27 protein-coding genes are annotated in these 23402 nt (G+C 73.2%); 17 read left to right on the forward strand and 10 right to left on the reverse strand.

What is annotated here, in order from left to right; translation table 11 throughout:
- Nucleotides 1–29: 29 nt before the first annotated feature.
- From AC2H4J_RS14720 to AC2H4J_RS14730, 3 genes are all read left to right on the forward strand, one after another.
- Nucleotides 30–743 (forward strand): metal-dependent hydrolase, encoded by a 714-nt coding sequence (locus AC2H4J_RS14720; RefSeq protein ID WP_487465618.1) that lies wholly within the window; start codon nt 30–32, stop codon nt 741–743.
- Between the two features lie 83 nt (nt 744–826).
- On the forward strand, nt 827–2182 hold the full coding sequence (locus AC2H4J_RS14725) for an MFS transporter (protein WP_487465619.1): 1356 nt from the start codon (nt 827–829) through the stop codon (nt 2180–2182).
- Complete coding sequence (locus tag AC2H4J_RS14730) at nt 2179–3609, forward strand: pyridoxal phosphate-dependent decarboxylase family protein (RefSeq protein ID WP_487465620.1); 1431 nt, start codon at nt 2179–2181, stop codon at nt 3607–3609. The genes AC2H4J_RS14725 and AC2H4J_RS14730 overlap by 4 nt, the downstream gene beginning before the upstream one ends.
- On the opposite strand, the gene AC2H4J_RS14735 is transcribed toward AC2H4J_RS14730, so the two are convergent.
- Nucleotides 3599–4789, reverse strand: a complete 1191-nt coding sequence (locus AC2H4J_RS14735; RefSeq protein ID WP_487465621.1) for an NAD(P)-dependent malic enzyme — start codon at nt 4787–4789, stop codon at nt 3599–3601. The genes AC2H4J_RS14730 and AC2H4J_RS14735 overlap by 11 nt on opposite strands.
- Nucleotides 4790–4948: 159 nt before the next feature.
- Between AC2H4J_RS14735 and AC2H4J_RS14740 the strand changes: the two genes are divergently transcribed.
- Nucleotides 4949–6571 (forward strand): FAD-dependent monooxygenase, encoded by a 1623-nt coding sequence (locus tag AC2H4J_RS14740; RefSeq protein ID WP_487465622.1) that lies wholly within the window; start codon nt 4949–4951, stop codon nt 6569–6571.
- Here AC2H4J_RS14740 and AC2H4J_RS14745 read toward each other — a convergent pair.
- On the reverse strand, nt 6568–7041 hold the full coding sequence (locus tag AC2H4J_RS14745) for a S26 family signal peptidase (RefSeq protein WP_487465623.1): 474 nt from the start codon (nt 7039–7041) through the stop codon (nt 6568–6570). The genes AC2H4J_RS14740 and AC2H4J_RS14745 overlap by 4 nt on opposite strands.
- Here AC2H4J_RS14745 and sodN point away from each other — a divergent pair.
- From sodN to AC2H4J_RS14775, 6 genes are all read left to right on the forward strand, one after another.
- Nucleotides 6997–7401, forward strand: coding sequence for a superoxide dismutase, Ni (gene sodN / locus AC2H4J_RS14750; protein WP_487465624.1), 405 nt, complete (start codon nt 6997–6999; stop codon nt 7399–7401). The two genes, AC2H4J_RS14745 and sodN, sit on opposite strands and share 45 nt — an antisense overlap.
- Before the next feature lie 154 nt (nt 7402–7555).
- Complete coding sequence (locus AC2H4J_RS14755; protein WP_487465625.1) at nt 7556–8821, forward strand: PP2C family protein-serine/threonine phosphatase; 1266 nt, start codon at nt 7556–7558, stop codon at nt 8819–8821.
- A gap of 13 nt (nt 8822–8834) precedes the next feature.
- Nucleotides 8835–9491: a phosphatidylserine decarboxylase gene (locus AC2H4J_RS14760; RefSeq protein WP_487465626.1), complete on the forward strand. Its 657-nt coding sequence runs from the start codon at nt 8835–8837 to the stop codon at nt 9489–9491.
- A gap of 14 nt (nt 9492–9505) precedes the next feature.
- Nucleotides 9506–10306, forward strand: a complete 801-nt coding sequence (pssA, locus tag AC2H4J_RS14765; protein WP_487465627.1) for a CDP-diacylglycerol--serine O-phosphatidyltransferase — start codon at nt 9506–9508, stop codon at nt 10304–10306.
- A complete protein-coding gene (locus AC2H4J_RS14770) occupies nt 10303–10788 on the forward strand; it encodes an N-acetyltransferase family protein (RefSeq protein ID WP_487465628.1) in 486 nt (161 codons plus the stop codon). Before pssA ends, AC2H4J_RS14770 begins: the two co-directional genes overlap by 4 nt.
- Nucleotides 10785–11567, forward strand: coding sequence for an HAD-IIA family hydrolase (locus tag AC2H4J_RS14775; protein ID WP_487465629.1), 783 nt, complete (start codon nt 10785–10787; stop codon nt 11565–11567). The genes AC2H4J_RS14770 and AC2H4J_RS14775 overlap by 4 nt, the downstream gene beginning before the upstream one ends.
- Before the next feature lie 7 nt (nt 11568–11574).
- Here AC2H4J_RS14775 and AC2H4J_RS14780 read toward each other — a convergent pair whose 3' ends face one another.
- Nucleotides 11575–12057, reverse strand: a complete 483-nt coding sequence (locus AC2H4J_RS14780; RefSeq protein WP_487465630.1) for a hypothetical protein — start codon at nt 12055–12057, stop codon at nt 11575–11577.
- A gap of 82 nt (nt 12058–12139) precedes the next feature.
- On the opposite strand from AC2H4J_RS14780, the gene AC2H4J_RS14785 reads away from it, so the two are divergent.
- The gene (locus AC2H4J_RS14785; RefSeq protein ID WP_487465631.1) at nt 12140–13105 is read left to right on the forward strand and encodes a diacylglycerol/lipid kinase family protein; all 966 of its coding nucleotides are present in this window, start codon (nt 12140–12142) and stop codon (nt 13103–13105) included.
- Between the two features lie 306 nt (nt 13106–13411).
- The gene (locus AC2H4J_RS14790; protein ID WP_487465632.1) at nt 13412–13663 is read left to right on the forward strand and encodes a WhiB family transcriptional regulator; all 252 of its coding nucleotides are present in this window, start codon (nt 13412–13414) and stop codon (nt 13661–13663) included.
- A 95-nt stretch (nt 13664–13758) separates the two neighbouring features.
- Here the strand turns inward: AC2H4J_RS14790 and AC2H4J_RS14795 are convergent, their stop codons facing one another.
- A complete protein-coding gene (locus AC2H4J_RS14795; protein WP_487465633.1) occupies nt 13759–15240 on the reverse strand; it encodes a sensor histidine kinase in 1482 nt (493 codons plus the stop codon).
- 42 nt (nt 15241–15282) lie between these two features.
- Between AC2H4J_RS14795 and AC2H4J_RS14800 the strand changes: the two genes are divergently transcribed.
- Entirely contained in the window at nt 15283–15777 is a 495-nt protein-coding gene (locus AC2H4J_RS14800) for a GNAT family N-acetyltransferase (RefSeq protein ID WP_487465634.1), read from the forward strand.
- 61 nt (nt 15778–15838) lie between these two features.
- On the opposite strand, the gene AC2H4J_RS14805 is transcribed toward AC2H4J_RS14800, so the two are convergent.
- The gene (locus AC2H4J_RS14805; protein ID WP_487465635.1) at nt 15839–16060 is read right to left on the reverse strand and encodes a biotin/lipoyl-binding carrier protein; all 222 of its coding nucleotides are present in this window, start codon (nt 16058–16060) and stop codon (nt 15839–15841) included.
- Between the two features lie 53 nt (nt 16061–16113).
- The gene (locus tag AC2H4J_RS14810) at nt 16114–17145 is read right to left on the reverse strand and encodes a biotin carboxylase N-terminal domain-containing protein (protein ID WP_487465825.1); all 1032 of its coding nucleotides are present in this window, start codon (nt 17143–17145) and stop codon (nt 16114–16116) included.
- 199 nt (nt 17146–17344) lie between these two features.
- Between AC2H4J_RS14810 and AC2H4J_RS14815 the strand changes: the two genes are divergently transcribed.
- Nucleotides 17345–17419, forward strand: a complete 75-nt coding sequence (locus AC2H4J_RS14815; protein ID WP_407643698.1) for a 50S ribosomal protein bL37 — start codon at nt 17345–17347, stop codon at nt 17417–17419.
- Nucleotides 17420–17481: 62 nt separating this feature from the next.
- On the opposite strand, the gene rsrA is transcribed toward AC2H4J_RS14815, so the two are convergent.
- Both rsrA and AC2H4J_RS14825 read right to left on the reverse strand, forming a co-directional pair.
- On the reverse strand, nt 17482–17817 hold the full coding sequence (gene rsrA, locus AC2H4J_RS14820) for a mycothiol system anti-sigma-R factor (protein ID WP_487465636.1): 336 nt from the start codon (nt 17815–17817) through the stop codon (nt 17482–17484).
- Nucleotides 17814–18521 (reverse strand): sigma-70 family RNA polymerase sigma factor, encoded by a 708-nt coding sequence (locus AC2H4J_RS14825; RefSeq protein ID WP_487465637.1) that lies wholly within the window; start codon nt 18519–18521, stop codon nt 17814–17816. Before AC2H4J_RS14825 ends, rsrA begins: the two co-directional genes overlap by 4 nt.
- Nucleotides 18522–18730: 209 nt before the next feature.
- Here AC2H4J_RS14825 and ybaK point away from each other — a divergent pair, with 209 nt between their 5' ends.
- Nucleotides 18731–19204 carry a Cys-tRNA(Pro) deacylase gene (gene ybaK, locus AC2H4J_RS14830; RefSeq protein ID WP_487465638.1) on the forward strand — a complete coding sequence of 158 codons (474 nt, stop codon included), beginning with the start codon at nt 18731–18733 and terminating at the stop codon, nt 19202–19204.
- A 12-nt stretch (nt 19205–19216) separates the two neighbouring features.
- Here the strand turns inward: ybaK and AC2H4J_RS14835 are convergent, their stop codons facing one another.
- Complete coding sequence (locus tag AC2H4J_RS14835) at nt 19217–20554, reverse strand: hypothetical protein (RefSeq protein WP_487465639.1); 1338 nt, start codon at nt 20552–20554, stop codon at nt 19217–19219.
- 125 nt (nt 20555–20679) lie between these two features.
- Between AC2H4J_RS14835 and AC2H4J_RS14840 the strand changes: the two genes are divergently transcribed.
- Entirely contained in the window at nt 20680–21006 is a 327-nt protein-coding gene (locus AC2H4J_RS14840; protein ID WP_487465640.1) for a hypothetical protein, read from the forward strand.
- Nucleotides 21007–21010: 4 nt separating this feature from the next.
- Here the strand turns inward: AC2H4J_RS14840 and AC2H4J_RS14845 are convergent, their stop codons facing one another.
- A complete protein-coding gene (locus AC2H4J_RS14845) occupies nt 21011–21757 on the reverse strand; it encodes an SOS response-associated peptidase (RefSeq protein WP_487465641.1) in 747 nt (248 codons plus the stop codon).
- 137 nt (nt 21758–21894) lie between these two features.
- On the opposite strand from AC2H4J_RS14845, the gene AC2H4J_RS14850 reads away from it, so the two are divergent.
- Nucleotides 21895–23358: an NAD-dependent succinate-semialdehyde dehydrogenase gene (locus tag AC2H4J_RS14850; RefSeq protein ID WP_487465642.1), complete on the forward strand. Its 1464-nt coding sequence runs from the start codon at nt 21895–21897 to the stop codon at nt 23356–23358.
- The last annotated feature ends 44 nt before the right edge of the window (nt 23359–23402 follow it).

Raw genomic sequence — 23402 nt, forward strand, 5'->3', positions numbered from 1 at the left:
TCGCGCCGCCTCGGCGGCACGCTGTGTGCGTGCTCGGTCACTCGCATGCGCTCTCGGGGCTGGCTGCCGGTGCCGCCACGCTGCCCTGGGCCCCCGTGCACGGCACCGTCTCCCAGATCGCGTGGGTGGCGGCGGCCGGCGGGTTCGCGATGCTGCCCGACCTCGACCACTCCGGCTCGACGGTGTCGGACATGTGGGGCCCGATCACCGACGTCCCCTCCGGTGCGATCGGGCGCCTCGCCCAGGGCCACCGCTGGGGCACCCACGACGCGGTCCTCGGCCCGCTGGCGTTCGGCGCCCTCGCCGTGGCCGCCGCCGGAGCGTTCTGGTCGAGCCTGTTGCTCATGGCGCTGGCGATCGGGCTCGCGCTCCGGGCGCTGAACTTCGCCATTCCGGGCCGGGTGGAGAACACCGTCGTCGGCAACCTCGTGCTGTCGTGGGCCGGGGCATATCTCCTGCTCACCCACAGCCCCAACCCGGCGTGGCTGCCGTGGGCGGTCGCGCTCGGCTGCCTCACGCACATCGCCGGTGACGCGCTCACGACCGCGGGCATCCCGGTGCCGCTGGTGTGGATCGCGCACCGCTGCCGGCTGAAGCTGCTGCCCATCCGCACCGGCAACGTGGTCGAGAAGATGGTCCTCGTGCCGCTGTTCCTGTTCGCCACGGCGCTGTGCCTGTACCTGAACACCGAGGCCCATCTGGCGCTGAACCCGCTGGTCGAGCGGATCCTCAGCCTCGGCTGATCAGCTCGCCGGCAGGTCCGCAGGCGCGCAGCTACCGGTGGTCGCTGACCGTCACGGGCGCCTGACCAGTACGGTTTCCCGCTGTGTCCGCCGTCACCAGCACGCCCAGGCTCGGCCGGGGAACCCACGCGGGGTACGCCCTGGGCTCGATCGGGACGGCGGCGTTCGGGACCGTGCCCGGCCTGCTGCTGCTCTACTACCTGACCGACGTGCTGGGCGTCGCCGCGGGCATCGCCGGTCTCGTCGTGTTCGCGCCCAAGGCGTGGGACGTCGTCCTCAACCCGTGGATCGGCAACCGGTCCGACCGCACCGAGAGTCGCTGGGGGCCGCGCCGGCCCTGGATGCTCGCCGGCGGTGCGACCCTGCCCCTGCTGTTCGTGCTGATCTTCGCCGGACCGGCCTCGCCGCCCGCGTTCGCAGCCGGATGGGTGACGGTGGCCTTCCTGCTGGCCGCGACCGCCTACGGCTGCTTCCAGGTGCCCTACGTCGCGCAGCCGGCCGAGATCACCGACGACCCGGCCGAGCGGACGACGCTGATGTCCTGGCGGGTCGCCGCGCTGGCCCTCGGCATCCTGCTGGCCGGCGCGGGCGCGCCCGCGGTGGTCGATGCCTTCGGCGGTGGACGCGGCGGCTACCTGGCCATGTCGCTGTTCGTCGCGCTGTTGCTGGCCCTCGGGATGCTGGGTGCCGTCATCGGCACTCGCTCCGCGCCGACGCGCAGCCGGGTGCAGAGCGAAGGCGGCCTCGGCAACAACCTGCGGCTCGCCTGGCGATCGCGGCCGTTCCGGGTGCTGGCCACCGGCTTCGTGATCCAGGCGCTCGGCATCGGCGTGATGCTCGCCGGCGTGCCCTACTACGCCGTCCGCGTGCTGCAGCAACCCGGCCTGGGGGCGGTGCTGTTCGCCGCTTTCGTCGGGCCGGCAATCCTGGTCATGCCGCTGTGGGTGCGCGTCGGGCGACGGCTCGGCAAGCGCCGCGGTCTGCTGATCGCGTCGGCGCTGTTCGCCGGCGCCGCGGCCGGCCTGGCCCTGGGCGGTCACGGCCGCACGGGTCCGGTCGTGGTGCTGGTCGTACTGGTCGGCATCGGCTACGCGGGCATGCAGATGTTCCCGCTCTCGATGCTGCCCGACACCATCGCCGCGGACGAGGCGGCGTCGGGCACCCGCCGCGCCGGGGTCTTCACCGGCGTGTGGACCGCCGCCGAGACGATCGGCCTCGCCGTCGGCCCCGGCCTGCTGGGTGGTCTGCTCGCGCTGGCCGGCTACGTGTCCCGCGGTGCGGAGATCCCGCAGCCCGCGTCCGCCGTCACCGCCATCCGGCTCGGTTTCAGCCTCGTGCCGGCGCTGCTCGTGCTCGCCAGCCTGCCGGTGCTGGTCCGCTACCGGCTCGACCCCGAGGAGACCCCCGCTCGGTCCCCGAGCTCGCGAGGAGACGCATGAACAAGGCGCCGCAGGACGTGCTGACCGCGCTGACCGCGCTGCAGGCCGACGACGTCCCGACCCACGGCGGCGCCACCATGGCCTACGTCTACGACTCGGGGCGGCCCGACATCGACCAGCTCGCCGCCGCGGCGCAGGCCGCGTTCCAGTGGACGAATGCGCTCGACCCGACCGCTTTTCCCAGCGTCGCCCGCATCGAGAACGACCTGGTCGGCGCCGCGCTGGCGCTGCTCGGCGGCGGACCCGACGCGGTCGGCACGCTGACCAGCGGCGGCACCGAGAGCTGCCTGCTCGCGGTCCTCGCCGCCCGCGAGACCTGGCGCGCCGGGGGCGGGGTCGGCCGGCCACGGCTGCTCCTGCCGGTCACCGCGCACGCGGCGTTCCGGAAGGCCGCGCACCTGTTCGACCTCGAGGTCGTCGACGTGCCGGTCGACCCGGTCACCTGCCGCGCCGCCGTCGCCGCGGTCGCGGGAGCGCTGGACGAGCGGACGGCGCTCGTGGTGGCCAGCGCGCCGTCCTACCCGCACGGCGTGCTCGACCCGGTCGGCGAGGTGGCGGCCCTGGCCGCGGCGGCGGGCGTGCCGTGCCACGTCGACGCGTGCATCGGCGGCTGGGTGCTGCCCTTCCTGGACGACGTCCCCGAGCCGTTCGACCTCTCGGTGTCCGGCGTGACCAGCCTGTCGGTCGACCTGCACAAGTACGGCTACGCGCCCAAGGGCGTGTCGATCCTGCTCACCTCGACCCCCGAGCTGCGGCAGGCGCACTGGTTCTCCACCGCGGCCTGGCCCGGCTATCCGGTGGTCAACCCGACCCTGGCGGGCACCCGGCCGGCCGGGGCCATGGCCGCGGCGTGGGCGGTGCACCGACTGCTGGGCACCGCCGGCTACCGGGAGCTCGCCCGAGCGGCGCACGAGGCGACGCTCGCCCTCGTGCGCGGCGTCGCGGACATTCCGGGGATCCGAGTCGTGGGCCGCCCGGTGTCGACCCTGGTGGCCCTCGCCGACGACGGCGTCGACGTGCTCAATCTCGCCGACGAGATGACCGCGCGCGGCTGGCTGCTGCAGCCTCAGCCACCGTTCGCACAGCCCGACGGCGAAATGCCGGCGACGCTGCACCTCACGGTGACCGGAGCGACCGCGGGGCGCGTACCGGCCCTGCTGTCCGACCTCGGGGACGCCGCCCGCGCCGCCGCGGCGCTCCCCCGGCCGGTCGCCGATCCCGACCTGGTGGCGGCTGCCGCGACGATCGATCCGGCCACGCTGACCGTGGCCGAGGTGGACGCGCTGCTGGAGGTGGCGGGCGTGGGCGGCGGCCGGCTGCCCGACCGCATGGCGCCCGTGCATGCGCTGGTGGCCGCGCTCCCCCGGCCGGTGGCCGAGCGCCTGCTGTCCGGCGTCCTCGACCTCGTCTACCGGATCAGCGGGTGACGCCCTCGCGGCGCGCGCACTCCCCGACGGCCGCGGCGACGGCCTCGGCGACGCGCCGGTCCAGCGGGCTGGGCACCACGTAGTCGGCACGCACCTCGTCGCCGACGACGCCGGCGATGGCGTCCGCCGCGGCCAGCTTCATGTCCTCGGTGATGCTGCGCGCGCCGGCGTCGATGGCCCCGCGGAAGATGCCCGGGAAGGCCAGCACGTTGTTGATCTGGTTGGGCAGGTCGCTGCGCCCGGTGGCGACCACGGCCGCGTACTTCGCCGCCATGTCCGGATCCACCTCGGGGATCGGGTTGGCGAGGGAGAAGACGATGCAGTTCGGCGCCATCGTGGCGATGGCCGACTCGGGCACCGAGCCGCCGGACAGCCCCAGGTAGACGTCGGCGTCGCGCAGGGCGTCGACCATGGTGCCCGCGTGACCGGCCCGGTTGGTGTGGTCGACCAGCCACTGCTTGATCGGCGTCAGGTCGGCCCGTCCGGCGTGGAGGATGCCCTTGGAGTCGGCGACGGCGATGTCCCCGATCCCGGCACCGAGCAGGATCTTCGTGCAGGCGACCCCGGCGGCGCCGGCCCCGGCGACCACCACCCGCAGGTCGGAGACCTCACGGCCCACCACCTTCGCGGCGTTGCGCAGGGCCGCCAGGACGACGATCGCCGTGCCGTGCTGGTCGTCGTGCATGACGGGGATGTCCAGCCGCTCGCGCAGCCGGGCCTCGATCTCGAAGCAGCGCGGCGCGCTGATGTCCTCGAGGTTGATGCCGCCGAAGGACGGCGCGATCGCGGCCACCGACTCGACGATCTGGTCGACGTCCTTGGTCGACAGCACGACGGGCACCGCCGACAGCCCGCCGAACTCGGCGAACAGGCAGGCCTTGCCCTCCATCACCGGGAGCGACGCCGCGGGCCCGATGTCGCCGAGGCCGAGCACCGCCGAGCCGTCGGAGACGACCGCGACGACGCGGGACGCCCAGGTGAACCGCCGGGCCAGCTCCGGTTCGGCCGCGATCGCACTGGACACCCGGGCGACGCCGGGCGTGTACGTCAGTGCCAGGTCGGCGATCGAGTCGATCGAGCGGGTCGGTACGACCGACAGCTTGCCGCCCTCGTGCACCGCGAAGGCCGGGTCGTCGGCGAAGCGGTCGGGCGTGCTGTCCTGCTCGGTACCCGTGCTCATGGTTCCGGCAGCGTAATCCGGGGCGGGACCTGCAGCCCGTCCGGGAGCCGGGCACCGAGACGTCGACGTGACCCTTGACACGTCCGCGAGGCGGGGCCACGGTCTCAGCCACCACCGTCGTCCGCGATGCGGACAGTTGTCCGCCCAGGAGGAGCCGCCGTGAGCGCGCAGCAGGTTCCCGTCGTCGTCGTGGGTGGCAGCCTCGTCGGGCTGTCGACCTCCGTGCTGCTCGCCTCGGCCGGCGTCCCCCACCTGCTCGTCGAGCGGCACCGGGGCACGGCGGTCCACCCCCGTGCCGCGTCGTTCCACCAGCGGACGATGGAGATCTTCCGCAGCGTCGGACTCCAGTCCGCGGTGGAGGCCGCGGCGGAGAAGGAGTTCGAGCAGAACGGGGCGATCGTCTCCGTGCAGCACCTCTCCGCCCCCGAGGCGGAGTCGACGTACTTCTTCCGGCACTTCAACGAGGGCGTCGAGCACCTGAGCCCGACGTCCCGCCTGTTCATCACCCAGATCGGACTCGAACCGCTGCTCCGTCAGGCCGCGCAGGACCGCGGAGCCGAGCACCGCTACGCCACCGAGCTCCTGGATCTCGAGCAGGACGACGGAGGCGTCACCTGCACCATCCGAGCCCGCGACGGCGGACCCGAGGAGACGGTGGTGGCCCAGTACCTGGTCGGCGCCGACGGTGCGCACAGCCGCGTGCGGGAGCTCGCCGGGATCGGGCAGGAGGGGCGTGGCGCGTTCGCCGACTGCGTGACCATCTACTTCCACGCGGACATGCGGGAACTGATCGGCGGCCGGAATCTCAGCGTCGTCTACGTCAACCACCCGGAGTTGCTGGGATTCTTCCGCTTCTCGATCACCGGCGACTCGGGCTTTCTCGCAGTCTTCTCCACCACGGACCCCGACGGCGGCCGGGACACCCACGTCGCCGTCGACCTCGACGCGGCACGCTGCGTGGAGCTGGTGCGCAAGGCGCTCGGACGCGAGGACATCCAGGTCGAGGTCGACAACGTCCAGCGATGGAGCGCGGCCGCCGCGTGGGCCTCGACGTTCCGCGACCGGCGCGTGTTCCTGGCCGGCGATGCCGCGCACGTGATGCCGCCGACCGGTGGGTTCGGCGGCAACACCGGCGTCGCCGATGCGCACGACCTGGCCTGGAAGCTGGCCGCGGTTCTCGACGGCACCGCAGGCGAGGGGCTGCTCGACACCTACGACCCCGAGCGCCGACCCGTCAGCAGCATGGTCGTGGAGCAGGCCTACACACGCTACGTCCTGCGCGTCGACCCCTCGCTGCCGCGGGACGACATGGCCGCTCCCCTGGACGACGCCTCGATCGAGCTGGGTCCGGTCTACCGGTCGGCAGCCGTGGCGACCGACGAGGAGGACGACGGCGCGGTCGTCGTCGATCCCCGGCAGCCCGGTGGCCGGCCGGGCAGCCGCGCCCCGCACCTCGTCGTCGAGTCCGACGGCGCTCCGCACTCCCTGCTGGACGTGTTCGGACGGGGCTTCGTCCTGCTCGCCGGACCGCGCGGGCAGGCCTGGTGCGACGCCGCGGGCCCCGCGGCCGAGGCCGTCGGTCTGCCCCTGGTCGCCCACCGGGTCGCAGCCGACGGCTCGCTGGTCGACCGGGACGGGGCCTTCCCGGTCGCCTACGGCACGGGTGCCGACGGCGCCGTCCTCGTCCGGCCGGACGGGATCGTCGCCTGGCGGACGCGCGCCGCCGCGCAGGACGCTCGCGGCCGGCTCGAGGAGGCGCTGCGCCGGCTGCTGTTCCGCTAGGGAGCCGGCGGGAGACGCAATCGCCCCGGCCGCGGCCAGAGCCGCAGGACGACCCGGCCGACGACCACCGCCGTCCCGAATGCGCGGCTGTCGTCGGTGACCAGCGGGTTGTCCCCTTCGACCCAGTGCCCACCGGGCACCGCCCGGCGCACCCGCTTGACCACGAGCAGGTCCGGCAGCGACAGGAAACGGGCGAGGACGACGTCGCCCGGGCGGATCCGGTCGGCGCGTTGCACTCGCCGCACCAGGAGCCGGTCGCCCGCGCGCAGGGTGGGAGCCATGGACGGCCCCCGCACCACCGCCGTGCCCCATGCAGCCGGCAGCGATGGGAGCGGTTCCGGGACCGCGCCTCCCGGACTGTCGTTGTCGATCACCGCGGGTAGGGTCGCAGACGACCCAACCCCACGACATCCGGAGGCACGTCCATGCGCTTCACCCGCATGTTCTTCGCCGTGGAGGCGTCCGCTCACTGCGACCTCCCGTGCGGCGTCTACGACCCGGCTCAGGCCCGCATCGAGGCCGAGTCCGTCAAGGCGATCCAGGAGAAGTACCAGGGCAACGAGGACCCGGTCTTCCGCACCCGCGCCATCCTGATCAAGGAGCAGCGCGCGGAGCTGGTCAAGCACCACCTGTGGGTGCTCTGGACCGACTACTTCAAGCCCCCGCACTTCGAGAAGTACCCACAGCTGCACGAGCTGTTCAACAAGGCCACCAAGCAGGCCGGTGCGGCCGGCGGCAAGGGCAGCATGGACCCGGCGGAGGGGCAGAAGCTCCTCGACATGATCGCCGAGATCGACAAGATCTTCTGGGAGACCAAGGCCGCGGCCTGAGGAAGGACCCCGTCCTCCTCACCCCTCGCACGCTCGGAGCGAGCCTCGGGACGGGGCCACGACGCTGCCGGGCCGCCCGTGCTCGGGCGGCCCGGCAGCGTCGTGATGGCCCCGCGGCCTCCGGGTCTGCACACCGAGCGGGTCGGAGGACCACGTGATCGATGTCGGCGCACTCCTGGAGAAGGTCGAGGCCGCGGCCCCCATCGACGCCGTCGAGGTCGTCGCGGCGGAGCTGGGCGTGATGGTCGACGCCACGGCGGTCACCTTGCTCGTGGCCGACTTCAGCGGTCGGGCCGTCGTCCGGCTCACCACGACCGAACTCGTCGCCGGAACGCGGAGCCGGGACGGCCGCGAGCAGGCCAGGACCCTCCCCCTGGCCGGGACCCGGTACGAGCGGGTGCTCCGCACGCAGCGGTCGGACATCGAGGCGAGGGGGGACGGCGCCCAGCTCATCGTCCCCGTCACCGATCGAGGGGATGCCATCGGGCTGCTCGAGCTGGACGTGCCGCGCTACCCCTCGCCCGACGAGGTCCTCGACATCGGGAGCGCCGCGCACGCCCTCGCCTACGTCGTGATCGCCGCGCGCCGGCACACCGACGTCTTCGAGTGGGGCCAGCGATCCACCCCGTTCGCGCTCGCCGCGGAGATCCAGCGACGGCTCCTGCCGGCGTCCTACACGTGCGAGGCAGGCCAGTTCACCCTCGCCGGCTGGCTCGAGCCGGCCAGCTCGGTGGGCGGGGACACCTTCGACTACAGCCTCGACCGGGAGTGCCTCCAGCTCTCGATCACCGACGCCGTCGGGCACCAGGTCGAGGCCGCGCTGCTGGCGACGCTGCTGGTCGGCAGCCTGCGCAACGGCCGGCGCGCCGGCATGGACCTCGGCGAGCAGGCGGCCTACGCCAACGAGTCGCTGGCGCAGAACGCGGCCACCGGGCAGTTCGTGACCGGACAGCTGCTCCGCGTCGACCTGGAGACCGGGAAGGCGGCGATCGTCAATGCGGGGCACACCCTCCCGCTCCGGCTCCGCGACGGCCGGGTGGAGGAGATCGATCTGAGGATCGACCCGCCGTTCGGCGTCCTCCCGGGCAAGTCCTTCGAGCTGCAGGACTTCCCGCTGGAGCCGGGCGACCGGATCGTGTTCCTCACCGACGGCATGCAGGAACGCAATGCCGCGTCGCTCGACGTCGCGGCGGCGTTGGCCGCGAGCGCCGACCTGCATCCGCGGGAGGTCGTCCACGAGCTCGGCGCCGCGGTGCTCCACGCCACCGGCGGCGATCTCCGGGACGACGCCACCATGGTCTGCCTGGACTGGTACGGCGGTCCCCCGCGTGGCCGGGTCAGCGAGCAGGGGGCCGATCCCCTCCGCGCCTCGGGTCCGGTACGGCCGCAGGTCCGAACCGACCGCGGGGGCGGCCGGTAACGTTCGGGACACCATGCGCATCGACCGGGCCGGGTGGCCTTTCATCACCGGACCCCTGGTCCCCGCAGCCCTCGCCACGGCGGCCGGACGGCGGGGGGCACCACGGTGGATCGCGTGGCCGTTCCTGGGCCTGTCGGCCTACATGGCGCTGTTCTTCCGCGACCCCGACCGGCGCTGCGACACCACGCCGCCGCCGGCCGACGACGTCGTGTCCCCCGCCGACGGCGTGGTGATGGTCGCCGGGGAGCCGCAGCCCGGCGTCGCCCCCGAGGGCGACTGGCAGCAGGTGAGCGTCTTCCTGTCGGTCGTCGACGTGCACGTCAACCGTTCGCCCTACCGCGGCGACGTCGTCGAGTACTCCTACCGGAAGGGCAGCTTCCTCGCCGCCTACCGCAAGGAGTCCGCGCACCGCAACGAGCGCAGCGAGCTCTGGCTGCGCGACGGCGGGCGGACCGTCGTCTTCCGGCAGATCGTGGGCGTGCTGGCCCGTCGGATCGTGACCCGGACCGGCACCGGGCAGCGGCTGGCGACCGGCGAGCGGATGGGCCTGATGAAGTTCGGCTCGCGGATGGACGTCTTCGTGCCTCCGGAGTGCACGATCACCGTGACCAAGGGCCAGCGCGTGCGGGGCGGCGAGACCGTCATCGCGCAGTGGCCCGCGTCCGCGTGAGGGAGGCCCGACCGATGCCAGCGACCAGGCGCTCCCGCACCGTGCCGTTCGTGCGCGGTTCGGTGCGCGGCACCCGACGCCGGGCGCTCGCGTTCCTGCCCAGTCTGTTCACGCTCGCCAACATGTTCTGCGGCTTCTTCGCGATCCTGCTGTCGATCCGCGGGGAGTACCGGCTGGCCGCCGTCCTGATCGGGTTCTCGATCATCTTCGACATCACCGACGGCGCGGTCGCGCGGCTGGTCGGCGCGATCACCCCGTTCGGCCTGCAGTTCGACTCCCTCGCCGACCTGGTGTCCTTCGGGCTGGCGCCGGCGTTGCTGGCGTTCACCCTGTTCTCCCAGGGGCGCGACGAGTGGGACCCCCTGGGCTGGATCGCCTGCTTCATCTGGCTGGCCTGCGCGGCGATCCGGCTGGCCCGCTTCAACACGACGGTCGACCCGACGGCCGACAAGCGCTACTTCACCGGCCTGCCCAGCCCCGGCGCGGCGGGCGTCGTCCTGGCGTCGGTCTTCGCGTTCGGCGCCCAGATGCAGGGCCGCGACCGGCTGTGGGTGCTGCTGGTCATCGTCGTCCCGGCCCTGCTGATGGTGAGCAACGTCCGCTTCCGGTCGTTCCGGTCACTGGTCAGCCCGAAGAGCGGCCGCCCGTACGGGCTGATCGCCCTCGCGATCGTGCTGGTCGTCGGCTTCGTACTGATACCGACCGTCACGGGCGTCGCGCTCGCCTACGGCTACCTGCTCGCGCCGCTCCTGCTCCCGATCGTCGCCCCGCTCGCCCGGTTCCTGCCCGCCAAGCTCAAGGAGGTCCTCTCGTGACGGTCCGGCCCCTTCGGCCCGCCGACGTCCCGGCCGTCGTCGCGCTGGTCCGCGAGCTGGCCGACTACGAGCAGGCGCTGCACGAGGCGCGGCTGACCGAGGAGCAGCTCACGGCCGCCCTGTTCGGTGACTCTCCCGCCCTGTTCGGCCATGTCGCCGAACACGAGGGCCAGGTCGTCGGCATGGCCCTGTGGTTCCTGAACTTCTCCACCTGGCGCGGCACCCACGGCATCTACCTCGAGGACCTCTACGTCTCCCCCGCCCACCGCGGCACGGGGCTGGGCCGGGAGCTGCTGCGCACGCTGGCCGCCGTCTGCGTCGCGCGCGGCTACTCGCGGCTGGAGTGGTCGGTGCTCGACTGGAACACCCCGTCGATCGACTTCTACAAGGCCGCCGGCGCCGTTCCCATGGACGGCTGGACCGTCTTCCGTCTCACCGACGGCGCCCTGACCGACTTCGCCGAACCCCGGAGCGACCGATGACCACCGAACGCGGACCCATCGAGTGCTGGCTCACCGACATGGACGGCGTGCTGGTGCACGAGGAGAAGGCACTTCCCGGCGCCGCGGAGTTCCTCGAGCGGCTCGTCGCGCGCGATCGCCGCTTCCTCGTGCTCACCAACAACTCGATCTTCACGCCCCGCGACCTCGCCGCCCGGCTGGTCCGCGCCGGGCTGCACGTGCCGGAGGAATCGATCTGGACGTCCGCGCTGGCCACCGCGGACTTCCTCGCGACCCAGCTGCCCGGCGGCTCGGCGTACGTCATCGGTGAGGCCGGCATGACGACCGCGCTGCACGAGGTCGGCTACACGCTCACCGACACCGACCCCGACTACGTCGTCCTCGGGGAGACCCGCACGTACTCCTTCGAGGCGATCACGCGTGCCATCCGGCTGATCGGGAACGGCGCGCGGTTCATCGCCACCAACCCCGACGTCACCGGCCCCTCCCCGGAGGGGCCGCTTCCGGCCACCGGCTCCGTCGCCGCGATGATCACCCGCGCCACGGGGGCCGACCCGTACTTCGTAGGCAAGCCCAACCCGATGATGTTCCGCAGCGCGATGAACCGGATCGAGGCGCACTCGGAGTCCACGATCATGGTCGGCGACCGGATGGACACCGACGTCGTCGCGGGGATCGAGGCCGGGCTGGAGACGGTGCTGGTGCTGTCGGGTTCGACCCAGGCGGCCGACGTCGCGCGGTTCCCGTTCCGCCCGAGCCGGATCCTCGACTCGATCGCCGACGTCATCGAACTGGTCTGAACCCGGGTCAGCGCTCCAGATAGGCCAGCCGCGCCTCGGGCGTCGCCAGGAGGTAGAGCTCGGCGGCCACGAGCAGGAGCACCGGCAGCCCGATCGCGGGCCGGCCGGCGTCGAACGCCGTCGTGTACGCCAGTGCCGCGAGCAGCAGCTGGAGGACGACGACCGGCCCGCGGGCCCAGCCGGCGACCCGCCACAGCCCGAGCCCGGCCGCGGCCAGCACCGCCGAGCCGGCGGCGACGAAGACGACCTCCCCGAGGGCCGCCCCGACGCTCGCCGCGGTGCTCGTGATCACCAGGTAGAGCAGCCACAGCGCCACGACGGCCAGCGCTGCCGCCTCGATGCCGACGACCACCGCGGCCCAGCGCAGCATCCGCGGAGCCTCGGTTCGGGGGCGATCGGGACGGGGGGCGGACGGCTCGGCCGCGCCTCCCAGCAGGCGCTCGGAGCGCCGGCGGGGCGGCTGCGGCGGCACACCCGCGGGCTCGGTCATGAACCCGAGATTACGCGGGGCCCGGGTGCCGGAAGCACGCTCTTCCCCGGAAAGACGGTCCCCCCTGGTTAGCCTGGAGTCCATGCGCGCGCTCGTGGTGGTCAACCCTGCGGCCACCAGCACCACCGCCAAGATGCGCGACGTGCTGGTCGGCGCCCTCGCCAGCGAGCTCAAGGTCGACGTCGCCGAGACCGAGCACCGTGGCCACGCCCGCGAGCTGGGCGCCCAGGCCGCTGCGGAAGGCATCGACCTCGTCGTCGCGGTGGGCGGTGACGGCACGGTGAACGAGGTGGTCAACGGGCTGCTGGAGCGCGGCCCGTCGCCGCACCTGCCGATGCTCGCCGTCGTCCCGGGTGGTTCGACCAACGTGTTCTCCCGGGCGCTGGGCCGCTCGCGGGACCCGGTGGAGGCGACGGCGGAGATCCTCGCCTCCGTGCGGGCCGGCCGCACCCGCCTGGTCTCCCTGGGCACCGCACAGGCCTCCGGCACGGCGGACGCGAGCGCCGGCGGCTGGAGTGATCCCCGCTGGTTCGTCTTCGCCGCCGGTCTCGGCTTCGACGCGGAGGTGATCGCGCGGGTGGAGGCCCAGCGGGCCGAGGGACGGCGGTCCACCGGCTCCCTCTACGTCCGCGAGGCCACCGCCGCGTTCCTGCTCGGCCGGGAACGCCGTCGTCCGGCCCTCAGGCTGGAGCTGCCGGGCGAGGCGCCCGTCGACGACCTGTTCCTGTGCCTGGTCTCCAACGTGAGCCCCTGGACGTACCTGGGCGCCCGGCCGGTGAACCCGTCCCCCGAGGCCTCCTTCGACGCGGGGCTCGACGTGTTCGCGATGAGCGGCATGGGCCCGCTGCGGATGCTGCGCACGCTGCGCCAGACGCTGGCCCGGACGCCGGCGCCCCGCGGTCGCGGCGTACACCGCCGGCACGACCTGGAGGAGCTGTCGCTCGTGGCCACGCGTCCCCAGGGCTGGCAGCTCGACGGCGACCACCTCGGCACCGCCACCGGCCTGCGTCTTCGTCACGTGCCGGCAGCGCTGCGCGTGATCGCCTGAAGAAGGACCCCCTGCCCCCCACCGCTCGCAGGCTCGCGGCGGGCCCCTGCAGGCGGACCGCCGTCGAGTGGCGGGCCTAGCACGAGCGTGGTGAGGTTGCTCACGCGGGGTCAACCGGCGGCCTCCATTCGCTTGACAGACGTCCTCTACGTGAAAACATCACGAGAAGAACGCAACTTGCCGGTAACAAGAAGCAAGTAGTCGCTGAGCCACCAGCGCTGGGCAACCGGTGTCGGCCCTGCACTGCGGTCGAGGCCGGCGACTGAAGTACCGAAACCGAAAGACGACACCGAGGAGAACACCGCCATGGACTGGCGCCACCGCGCGCTCTGCCGGGACGAGGACCCCGAGCTGTTCTTCCCGATCGGGACGACCGGCCCGGCAGTGGTGCAGATCGAGCAGGCGAAGGCCGTCTGCGGTCGCTGCCCCGTGGTGCAGTCGTGCCTGGACTGGGCTCTCCGCTCAGGCCAGGACTCCGGCGTCTGGGGTGGCCTCTCCGAGGACGAGCGGCGCGCACTGAAGCGTCGCCAGGCTCGTACCCGGGTGCACACCGCCTGACAGCACCACCGGACGACCAGCACCACCGCAACGACCGCCTCGAGGCCGGTCCGGGACTCCCGGGCCGGCCTCGGCGCCGTTCAGCGGCCGCGCGCTCAGCGCCGCGGACGCCCCGCCCCCGGGAGCACCAGCACGACCTCCGTGCCCGCGCGGTCCGCGGGCTCCCCCATCGACAGGCTGCCGCCCAGCTCGCTGGTGACGAGCGTCCGCACGATCTGCAGCCCCAGCCCCTCGCTGGAGGACAGGTCGAACTGGGCCGGCAGGCCGCGGCCGTTGTCCCGCACGCGGACGACGAGGTCGGTGCCCGCGCGCTCGGCCACCAGCTCGATCGTCCCGGGCTCGCCGTCGGCGAAGGCGTGCTCGGCCGCGTTGTGCAGCAGCTCGGTGACCGCCAGCACCAGCGGGGTGGCCACCGCCGCAGGCAGCTCGCCGAACGTGCCGATGCGCCGCGTCCGCGCCGCCGGCCCGATCGAGGCCAGGTCACCCAGCATGGGCAGCACCTGGTCCAGGACGTCGTCCACGTCGACGACGTCCTCCCGGCTCCCGGCCAGGGTCTCGTGCACGACCGCGATGGACGACACCCGTCGCACCGACTCCTCGAGGGCTGCGCGGGCCGCCGGCTCGGTCATCCGCCGGGCCTGCAGCCGCAGCAGCGCGGCGACGGTCTGCAGGTTGTTCTTCACCCGGTGGTGGATCTCCCGGATGGTGGCGTCCTTGGTGAGCAGAGCCCGGTCCCGCCGTCGGACGTCGGTGACGTCGCGGACCAGCACCAGCGCACCCGCCTCCCCTCCCGGCGCGTGCAGCGGGAGTGCACGCACCAGCATCGTGGCCGAGTGCCCCTCGACGTCGATGGCGTCGGGGAACCGCCCGCTCACCGCGGCCGAGATGCCCGCCGCTGCCGCCTCCCCCGCGACCCGGTCGGCGGCGGCGGATCGGGTGAGCGGCGCCAGCTCGGCGCCGGCCAGGTCACGGTCCACCCCCAGCCGGCGGTAGGCCGACAGCGCGTTCGGGCTGGCGTAGGTGACCCGGCCCGAACCGTCCAGCCGGACCAGCCCGTCCCCGACCCGCGGGCTCATCTCGGCGTCCTGCGGCTTCTCCGGCGGGAAGGTACCGGCCGAGACCATCAGGCAGAGGTCGGCGGCGATGTCGAGGTAGGTCAGTTCGAGTGTGGACGGCGACCGGGTGACCGCCAGATTCGTGTCCTTGGCCAGCACCGCGACCACGACGCCGTCGTGACCGACGGGGATGACCTCACGCCGCCGCGGCGCCGGCCCGGACCAGTCGGGCTCTCCCTCGGTGACCGGCCGCCGCTCCCGGTGGGCCACGACGAACGGCTCGGCAACCGGCCCCGCCACCTCCGTGCCGACCAGATCCTCCGGCCGGCTCGTGGGCGCGGTCAGGGGGCGCACCTGCGCGACGCACCACCAGGCGCCGTCGGGCAGCGGCACCCAGAGGGTGAGGTCGGCGAAGGCCAGGTCGGCGAGCAGCTGCCAGTCGGCCACGAGCCGGCGGGCGTGGTCGACCTGCGAGGGGCTGGACGCCGACCCGCGGGTCAGGCGCTCCGAGAGGCTGGTCATGGTGCCGCCGAGCCTAGAGAGCGGCCCGCATACAGTCGCCGCATGGTCCAGAGCGCCCTCTCCGTCGAGCGTGCCCGGCCGGAGGACCACGACCGCATCGCCGCCCTGACCGTCGGGGTGTACGTCGACGGTCAGCTGGCGTCGGAGGGCTACACCCCCCAGCTCGCCGATGTCGCCGGTCGCGCCGCGCGATCGGAGCTCCTGGTCGTCCGCGACGTCACGGGACGGGTCGTCGGCAGCGTCGCACTGGTCCTGACCGGCGACTTCGGGGAGATCACCACCTCCGACGAGGAGGCGGCCTTCCGCATGCTGGTCGTCGATCCCGCGGCCCGGGGCCAGGGGGTCGGACGCCTGCTCGTGAGCGCCTGCCTGGATCGTGCGCGGGCGGCGGGCAAGCGTCGGATGGTCATCTCGACCGACCCACGGATGACCACTGCCCACCGGCTCTACGAGCGGCTGGGGTTCAGCCGGCTGCCGGAGCGCGACTGGTCACCGCTGCCCGGCACCGATCTGCTGGTCTACGCGCGGGACCTGTAACTCGGACACAATGCCCTTGCCCCCGCCCCTCGCACGCTCGGGACGGGCCCCTGAAGGGGGCTCACGAAAGCACGGTCGCGATGAGGTCGCCCTCCTGGAGCACCTCGCCCTCGACCACGTGCAGGTCCTGGACGGTGCCGGCGCGCTCGGTGAGCACCGGGATCTCCATCTTCATCGACTCGAGGATCACCAGCGTGTCGCCGGCGGCCACGCGGGCACCCGGTTCGACGAGGACCTTCCAGACACTGGAGACCATCTCCGCCGAGATCTCCTCGACCGCCACCGGACCTCCTCCGCGCTCCGCCGATCCCCGGGACGGTCATCCAAGCACGGCGCTCAGCGCGGGGAGACCCTGCTCCCGTCGGCCAGCCGGCCCAGGACGGCGCAGACCTCCTCGCCGTCGTGCGGCACGCCCACGCCGTCCAGGCCGGACAGGACCCGTGACGCGGCCCGGGCGGCCGTGGCGGTGTCCGGCCCGGACGCGCTGACGGTGGCCAGGAGCGCGTCGTACCAGCCGTCGAGCCGGTCGCCCGGCGCATACCCGCTGACCGCTACCACGTCGACGTCGTCGTCCTGAGGCGGCAGGGGCGCGGTGCCGGGCAGCCGGCCGGTGACCGTGCCCGGCGTCCCCGGCGGAAGTCCCGCCCGCAGCTGGACCACGACGGCGGCGCGCGCCGGCGTACCGGTCGGCGCCTCACCGCCCTGACCGGTCGCGCTGCGCAGGGCCAGCTCGACCGCGTCCACTCCGTGCGCGCGTTCCAGCACGGCGAGGTCGAGGGAGAACCCGGCAGCCACCTCCGCGAGATCGCCGTCCGGGGCGATGCCCACGGTGACCAGCCCGCGCCAGCCCACCTCGGCCAGCCGCCGCGCGGTCGCCGGCAGCTCCACCGGGTCCTGCGGGGTCCAGGACACCCGGGCGATCCCGGCCGCTCGGTCGCGGGTGACGGCGGTGGTGAAGTGCAGGCCGTCGGCGTCGACCCAGGCGAGGAAGCCGCGCTCGCTGGCCGGCTCGACCCCGTCGCCGCCGAGCCGCTCCAGCACCTCGGCGTCCGGCCCGACCCAGGTGAGCCCGGCGGCCGTCACCGACGCGGCGAGCCGGGCGTTTCCGGCCAGGGCCGGCGGGACCGGCAGGACGGCAGCGACGCCGCTGCGGCGGGCGGCCTCCACGATCCGGTCGACGGCCAGGTAGGACTCACTCGCCGGAGCCGGGCCCAGCAGCACCGCGTCGTCGGCCAGCCGGACGTGCCGGGCCGACCGCTCGGCCTCCGAGTGCACGGCGACCGCCTTGACCCCCAGCCGGGTGCATCCTGCGATCACTGCGCAGGCCGCGGGTCCCCGACCGGCCACGAGAACGCTCTCGATCCCCATGTTCGCCACGCGCGTTCCTCCTGCGTCCCCCGTCCCCGCTTCCCCGACACTGCGCGGAGGAGCGGTGCGCCCCGTGAGAGGCTTACCGGGTCAGCTTGGCGGTCCCGGCGACGCCGCGCACATTACGTGCGCCGCGTTCGGCGTCCGCGAGGCCACGGTCGGGTGATGAGTCCATCGGTACGTCGAGAGGAGGGCAGCGATGTCCAAGCGCGGACGCAAGCGTCGCTCTCGCAAGAAGAACGGCGCCAACCACGGCAAGCGGCCCAACGCCTGAGGCCGAACGACAAGAGCCCCGCACCGCTACGGCGGGACGGGGCTCTTGTCGTGCCTGGGCGGCTAGGAAGCGGGGGTGTCACGCTCGGCGGAGATCCGCTCGACGCTGACCTGGGTCCCGTCCTCCTCGAAGGAGACGCTGGTGAGCTGGATCTTGATCCGCTCCCGGAGGCCGGCAGGCGGGGCGTCCCCGCCGCAGCGACGGCGGACCAGCGCCTTGAACTCCTGCTCGATGCCGAACTCCCGCAGGCAGGAGGAGCAGTCCTCGAGGTGCTCGGCGATCACCGCGCGCCGCTCGTCGCCGGTCTCGTGGTCGAGGAACTCGAACACGTGCGACAGGACGTCGTCGCAGGAGTGGATCTCGATCGGCTCGCCGGCGCCCGGAGCATCGGTGCTCATGACTGGCTCGCCTCCTCACCGGCTCCGGCGCGGACGAAGCCGCGCTCCCGGGCGTAGTCCGCCAGCAGCTTCTGCAGCCCCCGCCGGCCGCGGTGCAGCCGGGACATCACCGTGCCGATGGGCGTGCCCATGATCTCGGCGATCTCCTTGTAGGCGAAGCCCTCGACGTCCGCCAGGTACACCGCCAGGCGGAAGTCCTCCGGCAGCTGCTGGAGGGCCTCCTTGATGTCGGTGTCCGGCAGGTGGTCCAGCGCCTCGATCTCCGCCGAGCGCAGACCGCTGGAGCTGTGCTCCTCGGCGGCGTAGAGCTGCCAGTCCTGCACCTGCTCGGTGGGGTACTGCTGCGGCTGTCGCTGCTTCTTGCGGTAGCTGTTGATGTAGGTGTTGGTCAGGATCCGGTACAGCCACGCCTTGAGGTTGGTGCCCTCGGCGAACTGGTGGAAGGCGGAGTAGGCCTTCACGAAGGTCTCCTGCACCAGGTCCTCGGCGTCGGCCGGGTTGCGGGTCATCCGCAGGGCCGCCGGGTAGAGCTGGTCGAGGAAGGGCAACGCGTCCCGCTCGAAGCGCGCGTCCCGCTCGGCGCGGGTCTCGGCGACCTCCGTGCGGCTGCCGCCCTCGCGCGCTTCGGGAACGTCCACCGGCGCGCCGATGGGGGCGCTCGCGGCGCTGGTCTCGGGCGTCTCGTCCGCGGTCTGCTCGGGCACCGACCGTCCTCTCCGGTCCCCCCTGACGCGGGGCACCACGTCGGTCGATCCTAGCCGCGCGGCATCGGGACGGCCGGGGGGCCGTCGGTGCGCGGGCCGCTGGCGGGCGGTGGAGACGGTGCTGCTCACGGCCGGTCCAACCGAGGGGCGGTCGGCCGGCATTCCCGGGCGCGCCAGATCGCCGGTGACTGTCGCTAGTGTGCGACGCCGTGGCGGCGACTCCGGCGGTAGCGGTGCTGGTCAAGGCGAAGGTGGCGCACACCCTGCACCCCTATGACCCGGAGCACCCCGCCGATCAGGGCCACGGGGAGGCTGCGGTGGCTGCGCTCGGCGCGGATCCGCGCCAGGTCTTCAAGACGCTGCTGGCCCGCGTCGACGGCGCCCTCACGGTGGCCGTCGTCCCGGTCGCCGGCACCCTGGACCTCAAAGCGCTGGCCGCCGCGGCCGGCGGCAAGAAGGCGGCCATGGCCGACCCCGCGGACGCCGAGCGGACGACGGGGTACGTGCTCGGGGGGATCAGCCCGCTGGGCCAGAAGAAGGCGCTGCCCACGGTCGTGGACGAGTCGGCGCTGGCCTTCCCCACGGTCCTGGTCAGCGCCGGCAAGCGCGGCCTCCAGGTCGAGCTGGCGCCGGCCGACCTCGTGCGACTCACCCGGGCCACGACGGGCGCGATCGGCCGCTGACGGGTCCTCGCCTCAGGCGAGCAGCGCGTTCACCGCGTTGATGATCGCCGGCTCGACCCCGTTGGGCCCGGCGAGGAAGTGAGCCGGCAGTCCGTAGACGGCCATGGCACCGCTGGGCAGGCCCGGGTAGTCCGGGTCCCATCCGCCCGCGTACGACCCGCCGGAGCGGATCGGCGGCAGCAGCTCGTCCGACGGGAGGTAGGTGATGGTGCCCGCACCGTCACCGCCCAGCCGGATGCCGGCCGCACCGCCGTAGCGGCCCCGGAAGTAGGCCGCGTAGCCGGAGACCAGTTCGCCACCGAGGAACGCCAGCCGCAGCGGACTCGACGAGGTGAACCGCCACGCCTGCATCGAGAGGGACACGGTCGTCGGGAACGTCGCGCCGGCATCGATCTGGTCGACCATCCACTGGGCGTGGCGCCCGATGTACGCGACGGCGGTGCTGGCCGCGCGCGCCAGGTAGAACGAGCGGGCGACGGCCAGGTTGCCGGGGTCCAGGGAGATGTCCAGCGGCAGGGTCGCCGTGCTCAGCCGGGCCGCGGCGATGCTGGTCAACGCCCGCCCGGGAGTGGCCGCCCGGTTCACGACCGCGCCGGCCAGCTGGACCCCGCGGCTGTGCCGCAGCGCCCATCCCTGGGCGCCGACCGGGTTCTGGTCCCCCTCCGCACCCGGCAGGTACAGGGCCACCGATCCGGGGAAGACGCCCTCGACGGCACCGGATGCGGCCGAGGGGTAGTCGCCGTCCCAGAGCAGTTGCGACCCGGCGCACACCGAGTGGGTGGCGTAGCCGTAGAGCACGGCGAGTGGCAGGCCGTTGCTGCGTCGGGCCACGAGCACGGGGACGTCGTTCTCGACGTAGGGCAACCCCTCCCGGTTGACGGAGAAGTCGCTCGTCGTGCTTCCGAAGTCCAGCGTGACCGAGGTCCGCGTGGCGGCGAGCACGGACTGCACCAGCGCGACGACTGCGTCGTTGGCCCGCTGCTGGTACGCCGCGATCGAGCTCGTGTCGGTGAGCTCGTACATGATCCAGGGATGGGTGACGTCCGGCAGGGCCGGACCGTTGTGCGTGTGCGTCGCGACGAGCATCAGCTGCGGCGCGGGTAGTCCGGTCGCGGTGGTCACGCGCTGCCGCACCGAGTTCGCGGCCGCAGTGGACCAGCCCAGGAGGTCGACGGAGACGACGACGTACGGGCGACCCGAGTCCCACAGGGCCACGGCCCGCGCCAGGAGCGGGGTGTAGGTACCGGTCGCCGTGCGGGGGCCTGCGCCCTTGCCGACGGCGAAGCCGCCCATCGGTATCCCGACCCCAGGGGTGAGGTCGGCGCGCCCGGTTGCCGCTTGCCACGCCATCGGGCCTCCCGGGTGCTCCGGGGGCGGTCCCCCGTCACGTTCCCGCAGGGTCTCGTATCCCCATGTCGGCGGCAAGGGTGAACGCGGTGTCGAGCGCCCGCCCGGGCGCCGGTCATCATCGTGCGGTGGACCCCGAGCAGGACACCCGCTGGTACGCCGTCCGATCCCTCTTCTCCGAGCCGGACGGGACCGACAGCGCCTACGAGGAGCGGATCACGCTGTGGCAGGCGGCCGGCCTCGACGACGCACTGGCGCGCGCCGCGGCCGAGGCGGCGGAGTACGCGGAGTTCGCAGGCGTCACCTACCTCAGCGACTTCGCGCAGACATACCCCCTGGCCGACGCCCCGCCCCGGGACGGCGCAGAGGTCTTCTCGCTGACCCGGTCCAGCGCGCTGCCGCCGAGGGCCTACGTCGGGCAGTTCTTCGACACCGGCCGCGAGCGCCAGGCCTGAGCGATCAGAACAGGGCCGGCTGGTCGGCAGGTGCGCTGACCGACTCGACCCGCTCGACCAGCTCCCGGCCGTTGTTGGCCACGTTGTTCACGGCGGTGCTCACCGGCCGCAGCTCCAGCGTCTCGACCAGCTCCGGTGGCGTCGGCTGCGCCAGCGCCTCGACGTCCTCGCGGGTCGGGTCGAGCCAGGCCGCCCACCGGTCGGGCGGCAGCACCAGCGGCATGCGGTCGTGGATCTCGGTGAGCGCTCCGACGGCCGGCGTCGTCACCACCGTGCAGGTGTAGAGCCGGTCCTCCCCTCGCCCCCAGACCTCCCAGAGCCCGGCCATCGCGAGCACCGAACCGTCCTCCGGCGTGATGAAGTACGGCTGCTTGGTCGATGAGTCCAACCGCTTCGCCCACTCGAACCAGCCGTCGGCCGGCACCAGGCAGCGCCGCGAGGCGGCCGCCTTCTTGAAGGCGGGCTTGTCCGTGAGCGACTCGACGCGGGCGTTGAGCATCCGGTTGCCGACGGATGCGTCCTTGGCCCAGGAGGGCACGAGCCCCCAGCGGACCGCGCGCAGCTCCCGGTGACCACCGCCGGTGGGCGCCCCCTCGGCGTCGCGTTCCTTCTTGTGCCGGACGACGTACACGTCCTTCGTCGGGGCGACGTTGTAGTCGGCGGGCAGCGCCTTCTGGCCGTCGGCGCGGACGGCCTCGAACTCGATCGCGAGATCGTCGGGACTACGGCTCGCGGCGTAGCGACCGCACATGGGCGCTCCTCCCCGGTGCTGGGTGTCGTCCCGACTCTAGGTCGGGGTGCTGACAGCGACCCGCTGTGCGTGACCTCTCCCGGGCGGGGTAGGCCTTGACCGACACAGTTGTCGTAGCGAGAGACGAGGATTCCGGCGTGACCGCGACGCAGAGCCCCACCACCGAGCAACCGAAGACCGCCAGCGACAGCGCCGAACGGCGCTACGCCACGGTCAACCCGTTCACCGGCGAGACGGAGAAGGAATTCCCCTTCACCGAGACCTCCGAGATCGACGGGATCATCGGGCGAGCCCACTCCGCGTACCAGGAGTGGAGCAACCGCCCCGTCGAGGAGCGCGCCGCGGTCGTCCGTCGGGCCGCCGAGCTCATGGACGAGCGGCGCGACGACCTCGCCGCCCTCATCACCACCGAGATGGGCAAGCGCAAGGAGGAGGCGACCGGCGAGCTCTACCTCTGCTCGATGATCCTCAAGTACTACGCCGACAACGGCCCCGGCTTCCTCGAGCCGACGTCCATCACGCCCCTCATGGGCAAGGGCGAGGCGGTCGTCGAGACCCGGCCGATCGGGGTCCTGCTGGCCATCGAGCCGTGGAACTACCCCTTCTACCAGGTGGTTCGCGTGGCCGGCCCGAACCTGGTGCTGGGCAACACCGTCATCCTCAAGCACGCCGAGATCACTCCGCAGTGCGCCGAGGCGATCGAGCAGCTGTTCACCGACGCGGGTGCGCCCGAGGGTGTGTTCACCAACACCTTCCTGCGGATCGCCGACGTCGAGCAGGTGATCGCCGACCCGCGGATCCAGGGGGTGACCCTGACGGGCAGTGAGCGCGCGGGCAGCGCCGTCGGCGCGCTGGCGGGCAAGTACCTGAAGAAGTCGGTGCTCGAGCTCGGGGGCAGCGACCCGTTCATCGTCCTCGATGCCGAGAACCTGGGCGCCACGGTCAAGGCGGCGACCATGGGCCGGATGCAGAACACCGGCCAGGCCTGCACCGCCTCCAAGCGCCTGATCGTCACCGAGCAGTTCTACGAGCCCTTCGTCGAGGGCCTCAAGCAGGCGTTCTCGACCTTCTCCCCGGGTGATCCGGCTGACCCGTCGACGTCGCTGGCTCCGCTGTCGTCGGAGCAGGCGGCCCGGGACCTGCACGCGCAGATCCAGGACGCCATCGACAAGGGCGCGACGGTCGTCGCCGGTGGCAAGCGGCCGGAGCATCCGGGCGCGTTCGTGGAGGCGACGATCCTCACCGACGTCACCCCCGAGATGCGGGCCTTCCGCGAGGAGCTGTTCGGCCCCGCGGCCGTCGTCTACAAGGTGAAGGACGCCGACGAGGCGGTCGCGCTGGCCAACGACAGCGACTTCGGCCTCGGCGCCACCGTCATGAGCAGTGACCTCGACCAGGCCCGGTCCGTGGCCGATCGGCTCGAGGCGGGCATGGTGTGGATCAACCAGCCCACCGGGTCCTCCCCCGAGCTGCCCTTCGGCGGCGTGAAGCGCTCCGGCTACGGCCGCGAGCTGTCGGAGCTGGCCATGTTCGAGTTCGCCAACCGGCGCCTGGTGCGCACGGTCCCGGCGAAGAAGGCGGACAAGCCGCAGGCCGGCTGACTCGGTGGTGAGCGGTGCGGCGAGCGTCTCCGGGCAGAATGAGC

Source organism: Blastococcus sp. OS1-29 (genome assembly GCF_057628075.1).